The following is a 13,796-nucleotide window of genomic DNA, read 5'->3' on the forward strand; positions in this document are numbered from 1 at the left end:
TTAATGAAAAGTTAAATTAAGAATTTGACAAATGATTAATAAACTATATCATAGCGGATTAATCATTTGTCATCTCTTATAAAAAACATCCGATATCTTTAAGTGTATTAGATAAAAGTATTTCGATCTTAAAAATTCATTATAAATGAAAAAAGCAACAATTTTAGCCTGCATTTTTACCGTTATTTCTTTGGTTGTGTTCGCACAAGAAAAGCCAATGACTAATGATTGGGAAAATCCAGCAATATTTCAGATTAATAGAGAACCGGCGAGAGCCGCATTTTTGCCTTATGCTGATGAATCATCTGCTATTGCTGATGATTATACTCGTTCCCCTTGGTTTCTTACCTTAGATGGGAAATGGAAATTTAATTGGGCACCAACACCCGATCAGCGTCCTAAAGATTTTTTTAAGACAGATTTTAATACAACCAATTGGAAAGAAATTACGGTTCCTTCAAACTGGGAATTGGGCGGGTATGGAATTCCTATTTACACTAACATTACCTATCCATTTGTCAAAAATCCACCATTCATTGATCATGCAGATAATCCAGTGGGGTCTTACCGACGTACTTTCGAGTTGCCAGAAAATTGGAACGAACGCCGTGTTTACCTTCATTTTGAAGCAGGAACTTCAGCAATGTATATTTGGATAAATGGAGAAAAAGTAGGCTATAGTGAAAACACGAAAAGTCCAACGGAATTTGATATTACTAACTATGTAAAAGTCGGTAAAAACCAGGTTGCTGTTGAGGTGTATCGATGGAGTGATGGTTCTTATTTGGAAGATCAAGATTTTTGGCGTTTGTCAGGGATCGATCGTGACGTTTACCTTTACAGTACTGCTAATACTCGTATTGCAGATTTCTTTGCCCGTCCTGATCTTGACGATTTTTATAAAAACGGAAGTCTCTCTGTTGATGTTAAACTTAAGAACATGAACAAGGTTGCAAAAAATGGTCAAACTGTAGACGCTAAATTGGTGGATGCAACAGGAAAAGAAGTTTTTGCAAAAACGATTAAAGTAGATTTAAAAGCAAATTCAACGGAATCAGTTAGCTTTAATGATAAAGTAGCTTCACCACTTTTATGGAACAATGAAAGTCCTTATTTATATACTCTATTGCTTACACTTAAAGATGATATTGGAAAGCCCGTGGAAACGGTTGCTACTCAAATCGGTTTCCGAAAAGTAGAATTAAAGAACGGACAGTTATTGGTTAACGGCATCCGAATCATGGTGCATGGTGTAAATATTCATGAACACAATCCTAAAACGGGTCATTATCAAACTAAAGAAACCATGATGAAGGACATTCGCATGATGAAGCAATTAAATATCAATGCGGTGCGAAGCAGTCATTATCCGTCTAACCTTGAATGGGTGAAGTTGTGTAATCAATATGGTTTGTTCTTGGTAGACGAGGCTAATATTGAAACTCATGGTATGGGTGCTGAATTGCAAGGTTCCTTCGATAAAAAAAAACATCCTGCTTATCTGCCTCAGTGGAAAGCAGCTCACATGGATCGCATTTACAGTTTGGTAGAGCGAGATAAAAATCAACCTTCTGTAATTCTTTGGTCTTTGGGTAATGAGTGTGGAAACGGACCTGTTTTTCAAGAGGCTTATAATTGGATAAAAAATAGAGACAAAACTCGATTGGTTCAATTTGAGCAAGCTGGTGAAGAAGAAAACACCGATATAGTTTGTCCCATGTATCCTAGTATGGATTATATGAGAGAATATGCTAAACGCAAAGAGGTGAAACGTCCGTTTATTATGTGTGAATACTCACATGCTATGGGTAATAGTAGTGGTAATTTTCAGGAATATTGGGATATTATTCGCAGCAGCAATAATATGCAGGGAGGATTTATCTGGGATTGGGTAGATCAGGGATTTGAAATGACAGATGAAGTAGGACGTAAATATTGGTCGTATGGTGGAGATATGGGAAGCCAAAATTACACCAACGATGAAAATTTCTGTCATAACGGATTAGTTTGGCCAGATCGTACGCCGCATCCAGGTGCTTTTGAAGTAAAAAAAGTGTATCAGGATATTCTTTTTACAGCAGTTGATTTAAAACAAGGAATTATTCAGGTAGAAAACGGATTTGGTTATACAAATCTTGATAAATATCGTTTCAAATATGAAGTGCTAAAAAACGGGATAGTTATCAAAACAGGAACTAGTGCTATCGTTCTTGCGCCACAATCTAAGAAACAGGTTCAGTTTGAATTACCAAAAATTGCTACTAAAGATGGAGTGGAATATCTTTTAAATATTTTTGCCTACACAAAGGAAGGTACGGAAGTGTTACCTCAAAATTATGAAGTAGCCCGCGAACAATTTTCAATTGGGGAGCCTAAATATTTTGTTAAAGAAGCTGATGCTGGTACAAATCCTATAGTTAAAGACACTAAAGATGCTATCACCCTCAGCGCTGCAGGTGTTGAAGTAACTATAAATAAGAAAACGGGTTTAATGCAACAATATAAATCTAACGACGAATATTATTTCAATCAAATGCCGGTTCCTAATTTTTGGCGAGCACCTACGGATAATGATTTTGGGAATTATATGCAAGTAAGCAGTAATGTATGGAGAACAGTGGGAAGATTCAGTAATTTGGATGCTATTGAGGTCAAAGAAGTGTCTGGTAAAACGGTAGTAGTGGCTCATCTTTTCTTAAAGGATGTAGCTTCAGCTTATACAATTACTTATACAATGGATTCTACTGGTAGTTTAACTGTACAAAATTCATTCAAAGCAGGAAACAATCCATTATCCGAAATGCCTCGTTTTGGAATGTTGTTCTCTCTCAAAAAAGAGTTTGATAATTTTAGGTACTACGGAAGAGGACCTTGGGAGAATTATCAAGATAGAAACACATCCTCTCTGAAAGGAATTTATGAAAGTAAGGTTGCTGATCAATATGTTCCTTACACACGTCCTCAAGAAAATGGATATAAAACAGACGTTCGTTGGGTAACACTTACAAATAATTCAGGAAATGGTATTGAAATTGAAGGTTTACAGCCGCTAGGAGTAAGTGCATTACATAATTATCCTGAAGATTTTGATCCAGGTTTGACAAAAAAATACCGTCATACGAATGATATTACACCACGTCATGAAGTTGTGGTATGTGTTGATTTAGCACAAAGAGGTGTTGGTGGAGACAATAGTTGGGGCGCTATGCCACACGAAGAGTATCAATTGAAAAATAAAGAATATAATTACGGTTTTGTTATTAAACCTAAAAAGAAATAAAAAATGAAAATTTCACTCCTATTTTAGCAATTATGAATAGGAATGAAATAAACTAATCTGATAGAAAATCGCTGTTAAAATCAATTATTATGAAATCGACATGTTTCCAAAAAAAACATAAACGGGAATGAAGAATGGCAATACCCTATTCCTATAAAAAAAAATATTATCTACATATGAAAGAAAAACTAAAATTCTGTTTCAATAAAAAGAGTGTTTTTACATTGTTTTTTATGTTTGGTGTCATCAGTTTATGGGCGCAAAAAGTTACAATACCTATTGCAACCAATAGCAATATGATGTTGTTGCAGACAGATAGTAATAATCGTTTGATGACAGTCTATTTTGGGAAACCTCTAGCAAATGTGAGTGAATATCCATCAGCTTCTTTGGCTTATAATTTCAAGGATGAGAATGCTGGAATTTATAATGGAGTCTATACTCCTGCGGGAACTTGGAATCTTTCAGAACCAGCTGTTCAAGTAAAGCATGCTGATGGAAATCCCTCTTTAGAACTTAAATATGTAAGTCATAAAACGGAAAAAATTGATGCGAATTCCTCTATTACAACTATTGTTTTAAAAGATCCAGTTTACCCATTTGAGGTGACTTTGTTTTATAAAGTTTGGCCCAAAGAAAATGTAATTGAACAATGGTCAGAAATAAAACACAATGAAAAGAAGGCTGTTCTGTTGCAAAAATTTGCGTCGGCTAATTTATATTTTACTAATAAAGATTTTTATTTAACCAGTTTTCAAGGACAGTATTTAAAGGAAATGCAACCTATTGAGTCAAAACTTTTGCAGGGAATAAGAACAGTAGATTCTAAACTGGGAACAAGAGCGATGTTGCTTCAAAACCCAAATTTTATTTTGTCTTTTGGGAAGCCTGCTTCAGAAACTGAAGGTACAGTGATGCTTGGGCAATTGGCTTGGAGCGGAAATTTTAAATTAGATTTTGAGGTTGACTCGTATAAGAATCTTCGTCTTATTGCAGGGGTTAGTCCATATGCCTCTGAATATCTTTTGCCAGCGAATCAAGTTTTTAAAACTCCGTCTTTGATATATGCTTTATCTAATAATGGTACTGGTGAGGCAAGTAGGAATCTTCATGATTGGGCAAGGAAATATAGAGTGTTGGATGGTGAAGGAGAACGTCTTACGTTGTTAAACAACTGGGAGGCGACTTATTTCGATTTTGATGAAAATAAAATTGCAGATTTATTTAAAGATGCTAAGGACATTGGAGTAGATATGTTTTTGTTAGATGACGGATGGTTTGGAAATAAATATCCTAGAAATGATGATAAAGCAGGTCTTGGAGATTGGAAAGAAAATGCAAAGAAGCTACCTCATGGTTTAGGTTATTTAGTAAAAGAAGCTAAAAAAGAAGGGGTTAAATTTGGAATTTGGATTGAACCTGAAATGGTAAATCCTAAAAGTGAGTTATATGAAAAGCACTTGGACTGGGTAATTCGACAACCGGAAAGACCGGAAGTATATTATAGAAACCAATTAGTGCTTGATTTGTCAAATCCAGAAGTACAGGATTTTGTATTTGGGATTGTAGACGACCTTTTTGTTAAAAATCCGGAATTGGCATTTATAAAATGGGATTGTAATGCGGTTATTTACAACGCGTATTCAGCCTATCTTAACAAAAAAGGTATTCCACAATCTAATTTATATGTTGATTATATAAGAGGGTTATATAAAGTACTAGAAAGAATTCGTGCTAAATATCCTAAAGTTCCTATGATGTTATGCTCAGGCGGAGGAGGACGTGGAGATTATGAACTGTTAAAATACTTTACAGAATTCTGGCCGAGTGATGACACTGAGCCTTTAGAAAGAATATTTATGCAATGGGATTATTCGTATTTTTTTCCCGCTATTACAACGGATAACCATGTCACTGACTGGGGAAAACAGCCGTTAAAATTCAGAGTTGATGTAGCAAGTATGGGTAAATTAGGATTTGATATTGTGGTTAGTCATTTAAGCGATAAGGATAAGTTGTTCTGCAAAGAAGCAATAAAAAATTATAGCTCATTCAAAGATATTGTTTGGCATGGTGATTTGTATCGTTTAGTGAATCCACATGAAAATGATATTTCTGCATTAATGTATGTTGATAAAGACAAGAGTAAGGCAGTTGTTTTTAATTATTTGGTTAACAATAGATTTATGTTGACAGCAACTCCACTTCCAGTCGTTTTGAAAGGATTAGATCAAAATAAAAAATATGCAGTAAAAGAATTAAACATATATCCAGGAGTCAGTTCTACGATCCCCTCTGAAAATGTTTTTTCAGGTGATTTTCTTATGAAGGTGGGGATTAATCCAAATGTAAATTTACAAAGAACAAGTGTCATACTTGAAATTACTGAAGTGGAATAAGATAAAAATGTGGTATGTATACAAAGGTTTTGACTTAGTAATTAACCCTCGAATAGTAAACATTCGAGGTTTTTTTAACACTTAAAAACTGGTAGGTACTGGTATGTATTTTTAGACAATTGTTTTATTTTTGATTTTTTGTATTTAATAAAAAAAAGGATGAAAATAAAAGAGATATCACATTTAAAAGACAGCTGTATAATGGAATTATTTGGTAGAATGCATGATGGTGAAGAGGTTTCTCTTTATGAATTAACCAACAAAAACGGAATGCAACTTAAGGTTACCAATTATGGCGCAACTATTACCTCATTGAAAATGCCACTGAAAAACGGTGAATTTGTAGATGTAGTATTGGGTTTTGATACTTTGGAAGCCTACATTAAATCATTTGATCTGGAAAGTGCGCCTTACTTTGGAGCAACCATTGGAAGATTTGCCGGAAGAATATGTGACAGCGAATTTGTATTAAACGGGACATCAATTCACTTAAAAAAGAATCAGAAGAATCATTCTCTTCATGGAGGAAATGGAGGTTTTAGTCAAAAAATATGGAAAGTAAAAAAAATAAATAACGGTAAAAACCCCTCCATAACATTAGCCTATTTTAGTCCAGATCAAGAAGAAAATTTCCCGGGTGATTTAACCGTTGAACTAACATATACTTTGGCTGATGTTAATGAATTAATCATAAATTACACTGCGTCAACGACAGAAGACACTGTTGTGAATTTAACGCATCACAGTTATTTTAATCTTGATGGACACAAATCCAATGTTTCTGAACAAGAAATAATGGTCAATTCCCATAGATTGTTAGAAACTACCAACGAAAATATTCCAACCGGAAGGTTTTTGAACGTAGCAAATTGTCCATTTGATTTTACTTCGCCCAGAAAATGCCCTTCGAAAATTGACAATACCTTTATTTTGAATAAAGAAAATGAATTTGCAGCTTCTCTTTTCAATAAAAGGAATAATTTAAAAATGTCAGTGTATACCAATCAGCCGGGTGCTCATATTTATGTTGGCGGTAATTGTTTTAATGCTGTAAAAGGAAAAGAAAATGCGGATTATCATGCTTTGAGTGGTATTTGTTTTGAGACTCAAAATTTCCCAAATGCACCTAATTACAAGCATTTTCCCAACTCAGTTTTGAGAAAAGATGAGTTGTATTATCACAAAACCATATATAAATTCCAATCTTTTTAATATGAAAAAAATAAAAATAGCAGTACTGCTTTTATTGACAATGCTTGCGTATTCTTGTAGTATTGCCCAAGATATAAACCAATCCGTTCCAAAGAATTCTTTTGCAAAAGGAGCCGATATAGGATGGTTGCCACAGATGGTTGCCACAGGATACAAATTTTACGATACCGATGGTTCTGAAAAAGATTGCTTGCAATTGCTGAAAGACAGAGGCATGAATACCATTCGCCTTCGTGTTTGGGTTAATCCAAATGATGATAAAGCCAGTGGGCATTGCAGCAAGGAAGAAACGGTTGTTGCGGCTTTAAGAGCTCAAAAAATGGGAATGCGCATCATGATTGATTTTCATTACAGCGATTCGTGGGCAGATCCCGGCAAACAATTCAAACCAAAAGCTTGGGAAAACCATACTTTTCCAGAGTTAATGACGGATGTTTACAATCATACTTTTGACGTTTTGAGTGCATTGAAATCAGCTGGAGTTACTCCGGAATGGGTTCAAATTGGGAATGAAATTCCTGGAGGTATGATGTGGCCCGAAGGAAGTACTAAAAATTGGAGTCAATTGGCACAATTACTAAACAAAGGCTATGAAGCTACAAAAGCTATTGATCCTAAAATTAAAGTAATCGTCCATCTTGACGAAGGAAATAATAATGAAAAATTCAGATTGTTTTTTGATAATGCCAAAGAAAATAAGGTAAAGTACGACGTGATTGGATTGTCCTATTACCCTTTTTGGATCAAGAAAGACTACACGGAAACTATTGCGGATTTAGCCAATAATTTGAATGATATGGTTACCAGATATGACAAAGAAGTGATGGTTGTAGAAGTTGGTGGTGAATATGACAAAGTGCAAAATACGTACGAAATGCTAGCCGCAACAATTAAAGCGGTCAAAGCAGTGCCAAATAACAAAGGACTTGGCGTAATTTATTGGGAACCACAGGGCGAAAAAAGTTGGAGCGGTTATTCCCTGAGCGCTTGGCATTCTGACGGGAAACCATCAATGGCGCTGGACGCATTCAAAGAATAGTTTTGATTAATAAAATTTTAAAAAAGGTTTGAAAATGAAGAAAGTAATACACGTTCTGTTTGTATGTTTCACTTTTACACAATTGGCTGTATCTCAAACGAGAGAAGTTAAAGTGTTAGATACCAATTGGAAATTTCAAAAAGGAGATTTTGAAGAGGCTTTTAAAGTAAATTTTAATGATTCGAAATGGGAATCCGTAACCGTTCCACATGATTGGGCAATTTACGGGCCTTTTGATAAAAATGTAGATATACAGAATGTTGCCATTGTTCAAAATGGAGAAAATATAGCTACCGAAAAAACGGGACGAACAGGTGCACTACCTCATGTTGGAACAGCGTGGTACCGCAATACATTTACATTGCCTAAAAATTCAAAAGGCAAAAAAATAATTTTACTTTTTGAAGGGGCGATGAGCGAACCTCAAGTGTATTTAAACGGAAAAAAAGTAGGAGAATGGGCGTATGGCTATAGTTATTTTTATTTTGATGTTTCCCAATTTATAAAAGATGGACCCAATACATTGTCCGTAAAATTAACCAATAAAGAATTTGCTTCACGCTGGTATCCCGGTGCCGGTTTGTATCGAAAAGTAAGTGTCATTGTAAAAAACAACGAAAGCATTGACCAATGGGGACAGTTTGTAACGACACCTTTTATAAGTTCGGCAATTGCTAAAGTTAATATTAAGACCAAAGTCTCTGGGGAAAATACTCGTTTAGTTACCACTATTTTTGATGCCGAAGGACATAAACTAAATTCAGAGGAGTCGGCTATACAATTCGGAAAGGAGTTCGATCAAAACATAAAAGTAGAAAAACCAAGATTGTGGAGTCCCGAAACTCCTTATTTGTATAAAGCGGTTTCCCAATTATATGTTGGAAAAGAACTGAAAGATGAAATTTCAACCCGTTTTGGGATCCGAGAAATAAAATACGAACCTAATAAAGGCTTTAGTCTTAATGGAAAGATAACCAAATTTAAAGGAGTTTGTCTTCATCACGATCTTGGTCCGCTTGGAGTTGCAGTAAATAAAGCCGCGTTACGCAGGCAAATGGAGATATTAAAAGATATGGGCTGTAATGCGATTCGCAGTTCGCACAATATGCCCTCTTTCGAGCAGCTTGAATTGGCGGATGAAATGGGATTTCTATTTTTGGCAGAGAGTTTTGATGAATGGGCAAAGCCAAAAGTAGAAAATGGGTATCATCGTTTTTTTGAGGAGTATGCCGAAAAAGACATCGTGAATTTAGTGCAGGCAACAAGAAATCACCCTTCTATTGTGATGTGGAGTTCTGGAAATGAAGTGCCGGATCAATGGGGAGAAGCTGGTGTAAAACGTGCCAAATGGCTGCAGGAAATATTTCATAGAGAAGATCCAACACGTCCGGTAACTGTAGGGATGGATCAGGTAAAAGCGACTATGGAATCTGGTTTTGGAGCTGTGCTGGATGTTCCAGGATTGAATTATAGGGTACATTTATATGATGAGGCCTTTGCAAAATTTCCGCAAGGGTTTATTTTAGGTTCAGAAACCGCTTCAACGGTGAGCTCCAGAGGGATTTATAAATTCCCTGTGGTTCAGGAAAAAATGAAACAATATCCTGATTTTCAATCTTCCTCTTATGATTTGGAAGCCTGTAGCTGGTCTAATGTGCCTGATGAAGATTTTGTGCTTCAAGATGATAAACCTTGGGTAATTGGGGAGTTTGTTTGGACTGGTTTTGATTATTTAGGAGAACCTACGCCTTATGATGAAAGCTGGCCGTCCCGAAGTTCTTATTTTGGGATTAACGATTTAGCCGGTTTACCTAAAGACCGCTATTATTTATACCGAAGCCGCTGGAATACAAAGGAATCTACGCTACATATCCTGCCACATTGGAACTGGGAAGGCCGCGAAGGACAGGTAACTCCCGTTTTTGTATATACAAGCTACAACAGCGCCGAACTTTTTATAAATGGCAAAAGCATGGGAGTGCAGAAAAAAAATAAAAATACACCCCAGAATCGCTATCGTTTGATGTGGATGGATGTGAAATATGAGCCGGGAACGGTAAAAGTGGTGGCTTATGATGACAATGGTAAAGCGGTTGCTGAAGAAGAAGTACGTACTGCTGGCAAGCCGTACCAAATTGTTTTAGATGCTGACAGGAAAACAATCACTGCCAATGGCGAGGATATATCCTTCGTAACCGTATCTGTAGTCGACAAAAATGGAATTCTTTGTCCTACGGCGACTAATCAGTTAAGATTTAAGGTTTCAGGGGCTGGGACTTACCGAGCTGCTTGCAATGGTGATGCTACTTCACTCGAAATGTTTCATAAAGAAACCATGAAACTTTTTAGCGGAAAATTGGTAGTGCTTGTAAAATCGACAAAAACTGCCGGTAATGTAAAACTTGAAGTAAATGGAGCTGGGCTTAAGAGCGGAAAATTGATTTTAGCAGCTACTAAATAAGTAAAAATCTTAAAAAGAAAAGAGTTGTTCAAGTATCAAGTACGGCTTTAAAAGCGAATACTTAACAATTTCAAAATAACAGTAATTTAAAGAAAATGAACGATTTATTAATTAAAAAAACGATAGCTTTTTTTGAAAAGAGCTTTGGAACTGAACCTCAAAAAATGGTGCTTTCTCCGGGAAGAATTAATATCATTGGTGAACATATTGATTATAACGATGGTTATGTTTTGCCGGCAGCAATTGACAAAATTATTTGTTTTGCTTTCGAAAAAAACGATTATAATACCTCGAAAATAATTGCTATAGATTTAGATGATTCTTTTGAAGTTGATTTGACAACGGACATGGAATTGACGGATAATGTATGGACGAATTATATCCGAGGAGTTATTAACCAATTGAAAATCAAAGGTTTTGAATTTAATGGGTTCAACTGTGTTTTTAGCAGTAATATTCCCGTAGGTTCTGGTTTGTCTTCATCTGCTGCACTCGAATGTGGGTTTTTGTTTGGAATCAACGAACTTTTTGACTTGAAAATAAAACCGGTTGATATTGCCTTAATGAGTCAAAGTGCCGAACATTGGGTAGGAATCAATTGTGGAATTATGGATCAGTTTTCGAGCGTCATGGGACAAGAAAACAAGGTAATAAAAATTGATTGCAAGACCTTAGAATATGAATACCATAATGCTGATTTTAATAATTATTCTTTGATTTTATTCGATTCGAATGTAAAACATTCCTTAATGACATCGGCTTATAATGAAAGAAGACAGCAATGTGAAGAAGGGATTGCGATTATAAAAAGTAATTTTCCTGAGATAACTAGTTTTAGAGATTGTAACGAGCAACATGTTTTAGGATTGCAACATGTAATGAGTGCCAATGTTTTTAAAAGGTGTCTTTTCGTTGTAAAAGAAATCAAACGGGTGAAACTTGCCTGTGAAGCATTAGATAGTGGAAAGATTGAAGTTTTAGGTAAATTAATGTTCGAAACGCACGAAGGATTATCAGCTGATTATGAAGTAAGTTGCGCCGAATTAGACATGATTGTAGATACACTTAAAAAAGAAGAAGCCGTAGTTGGTTCCCGATTAATGGGCGGTGGATTTGGTGGTTGTACCATCAACTTGATTAAAAAAGGGCATGAAGAGCGAATTAAACAGCAGCTTTCTGCACTTTATTTAGATTCTTTTGGAATAGAATTAAAAATTTACGATGTAAAAATCGGAAATGGAACATCACTTTATATTGCGAAATAAATGAAAAATTTTGATATCAACGAAGATCCGCACAGACGTTATAATCCGTTAATAAACGAATGGGTTTTGGTTTCTCCACACCGTTCGAAACGTCCTTGGCAAGGACAAAATGAAACAATAACTTCGGATGTCTTGCCGGAATATGACTCAACGTGTTACTTGTGTCCGGGAAATGTACGGGCGAATGGAATGGTCAATCCGGATTATGAAAGTTCTTTTATTTTTGAAAATGATTTTGCTGCTTTAAAGCAAGAAGAAATTGCATTTGAAGAAAACAAAAAGCAAACTTTTTTTAGAGCTAAGCCAGAAAGAGGAATTTCTCGCGTGGTGTGCTTTTCGCCAAAACACAATTTGACATTGCCGGAAATGCCAGCAGAAGCGATTGAAAATATCATTCATACCTGGCAAAAAGAATACACGGATTTAGGTACTGTAGATTACATTAATCATGTTCAGATTTTTGAAAATAAAGGAAGTGTGATGGGTTGCAGTAATCCGCATCCACATGGGCAAATATGGGCACAATCCTCGTTGCCAACCGAAGTGGAGAAAACGCAAAATAACTTAAAATCCTATTTTGAAAAACATAACAGAACGCTTTTTCAGGATTACATAAAGGAGGAGATGGAATTAGATGAACGCATTGTTGTAGAGAATGATCATTTTGTGGCATTGGTTCCTTTTTGGGCAATTTGGCCGTATGAAACAATGATTGTCAGCAAACGGAATGTGAGTAAAATAACGGATTTCACGGAAACGGAAGTAACCGATTTTGCAATTATTTTAAAGCAATTGACGACCAAATACGACAATCTTTTTGAAACATCTTTCCCGTATTCATCTGGAATTCATCAATCACCAACTGACGGAGAATTGCATCCGGAATGGCATTTTCACATGCATTTTTATCCACCCTTATTGCGTTCCGCAACTGTGAAAAAATTCATGGTGGGTTACGAAATGATGGGAGAATCGCAAAGAGACATCACACCAGAGAAAAGTGCTGCCGTTTTAAGAGCGCAATCGAATGTACATTATAAAATTAAGTCATGAAAATAGTTGTCACAGGAGGTTTGGGATTCATTGGTTCTCATACCGTAGTGGAATTGCAAAATGAAAATTTTGAAGTTGTTGTTATTGATAATTTGTCTAATTCCTCCATTGATGTTTTGGATGGTATAGAACGAATCACAGGTAAAAAAACACTTTTTGAACAAATAGATTTAAGAGATAAAGTAGCTGTTCAAGCTTTCTTTGAAAAGCATGATGATGTGGCTGGTGTGATTCATTTTGCTGCCTCCAAAGCAGTTGGAGAAAGCGTGAAAGAACCTTTGTTGTATTATGAAAATAATGTTGCTTCATTGGTTTACATTTTACAGGAGTTACAGAAAAAGTCGGAAGCTAATTTTATTTTTAGTTCCTCTTGTACGGTTTATGGTCAAGCCGAAGTGATGCCAATTGCCGAAACGACACCAATTAAAACTGCAATGTCACCTTATGGTAATACCAAGCAAATAGGAGAGGAGATTATTGCGGATGTTACGAAAGTAAGTACTATCAATGCTATTTTGTTGCGCTATTTTAATCCCATCGGTGCACATCCATCAGCTGAAATTGGAGAATTGCCCATCGGTCTGCCGCAAAATTTGGTTCCTTTTATTACACAAACCGGAATGGGTTTGCGTGCTACATTATCCGTTTATGGGAATGATTACCCAACGGTTGACGGAACCTGCGTTCGGGATTACATACACGTAGTCGATTTGGCGAAAGCTCATGTTATAGCTTTGCAAAGATTGGTAAACAAAAAGAATTCTGATAAATTAGAAGTTTTTAATCTGGGCACTGGAACCGGAAGTTCCGTACTGGAAGTGATTAACGCTTTTGAAAAAGTTAGCGGACAAAAATTGCCTTACACTATTGTTCCAAGAAGAGAAGGAGATGTGACTTCGGTTTATGCCAATACGGATAAGGCCCATACGGTTCTTGGTTGGAAAACACAGTCTAGTCTGGAAGAAGCGATTGACAGTGCTTGGAAATGGGAACAAAAGGTCAGAAAAAGCCGTTAGAAATTTACGGAACCACTTTTTGTTGTGAAATCAATATGAAAGTGCAGTGAATATAATAGATTAAGGACTTT

At 35.9% G+C, this 13,796-nt stretch carries 8 protein-coding genes; all 8 read left to right on the forward strand.

The annotated features are described in order from the left end of the window. Positions 1 to 145 precede the first annotated feature (145 nt). A complete protein-coding gene (gene lacZ, locus ACNQGD_RS05365; protein WP_417998562.1) occupies positions 146 to 3,280 on the forward strand; it encodes a beta-galactosidase, LacZ type in 3,135 nt (1,044 codons plus the stop codon). A 176-nt stretch (positions 3,281 to 3,456) separates the two neighbouring features. Then, positions 3,457 to 5,679 (forward strand): alpha-galactosidase, encoded by a 2,223-nt coding sequence (locus tag ACNQGD_RS05370; protein ID WP_417998563.1) that lies wholly within the window; start codon positions 3,457 to 3,459, stop codon positions 5,677 to 5,679. Between the two features lie 159 nt (positions 5,680 to 5,838). Next, the gene (locus ACNQGD_RS05375) at positions 5,839 to 6,891 is read left to right on the forward strand and encodes an aldose epimerase family protein (RefSeq protein ID WP_417998564.1); all 1,053 of its coding nucleotides are present in this window, start codon (positions 5,839 to 5,841) and stop codon (positions 6,889 to 6,891) included. A 1-nt stretch (position 6,892) separates the two neighbouring features. Next, on the forward strand, positions 6,893 to 7,930 hold the full coding sequence (locus ACNQGD_RS05380; protein WP_417998565.1) for a glycoside hydrolase family 53 protein: 1,038 nt from the start codon (positions 6,893 to 6,895) through the stop codon (positions 7,928 to 7,930). Between the two features lie 34 nt (positions 7,931 to 7,964). After that, positions 7,965 to 10,391, forward strand: coding sequence for a DUF4982 domain-containing protein (locus ACNQGD_RS05385; RefSeq protein ID WP_417998566.1), 2,427 nt, complete (start codon positions 7,965 to 7,967; stop codon positions 10,389 to 10,391). A gap of 95 nt (positions 10,392 to 10,486) precedes the next feature. Continuing rightward, complete coding sequence (gene galK / locus ACNQGD_RS05390; protein ID WP_417998567.1) at positions 10,487 to 11,656, forward strand: galactokinase; 1,170 nt, start codon at positions 10,487 to 10,489, stop codon at positions 11,654 to 11,656. Further along, positions 11,657 to 12,709 (forward strand): UDP-glucose--hexose-1-phosphate uridylyltransferase, encoded by a 1,053-nt coding sequence (locus ACNQGD_RS05395; protein WP_417998568.1) that lies wholly within the window; start codon positions 11,657 to 11,659, stop codon positions 12,707 to 12,709. Beyond that, positions 12,706 to 13,725, forward strand: a complete 1,020-nt coding sequence (gene galE, locus ACNQGD_RS05400; protein ID WP_417998569.1) for a UDP-glucose 4-epimerase GalE — start codon at positions 12,706 to 12,708, stop codon at positions 13,723 to 13,725. Before ACNQGD_RS05395 ends, galE begins: the two co-directional genes overlap by 4 nt. Positions 13,726 to 13,796: the final 71 nt, after the last annotated feature.

The organism is Flavobacterium glucosi, assembly GCF_048286535.1.
In the GTDB taxonomy this organism is placed as follows: Bacteria; Bacteroidota; Bacteroidia; order Flavobacteriales; family Flavobacteriaceae; genus Flavobacterium.

Excerpts from the sequence above, each read along its gene's own strand:
- lacZ (WP_417998562.1), top strand. The coding sequence starts at position 146 with ATGAAAAAAGCAACAATTTTAGCCTGCATTTTTACCGTTATTTCTTTG.
- ACNQGD_RS05370 (WP_417998563.1), top strand. The coding sequence starts at position 3,457 with ATGAAAGAAAAACTAAAATTCTGTTTCAATAAAAAGAGTGTTTTTACA.
- ACNQGD_RS05375 (WP_417998564.1), top strand. The coding sequence starts at position 5,839 with ATGAAAATAAAAGAGATATCACATTTAAAAGACAGCTGTATAATGGAA.
- ACNQGD_RS05380 (WP_417998565.1), top strand. The coding sequence starts at position 6,893 with ATGAAAAAAATAAAAATAGCAGTACTGCTTTTATTGACAATGCTTGCG.
- ACNQGD_RS05385 (WP_417998566.1), top strand. The coding sequence starts at position 7,965 with ATGAAGAAAGTAATACACGTTCTGTTTGTATGTTTCACTTTTACACAA.
- galK (WP_417998567.1), top strand. The coding sequence starts at position 10,487 with ATGAACGATTTATTAATTAAAAAAACGATAGCTTTTTTTGAAAAGAGC.
- ACNQGD_RS05395 (WP_417998568.1), top strand. The coding sequence starts at position 11,657 with ATGAAAAATTTTGATATCAACGAAGATCCGCACAGACGTTATAATCCG.
- galE (WP_417998569.1), top strand. The coding sequence starts at position 12,706 with ATGAAAATAGTTGTCACAGGAGGTTTGGGATTCATTGGTTCTCATACC.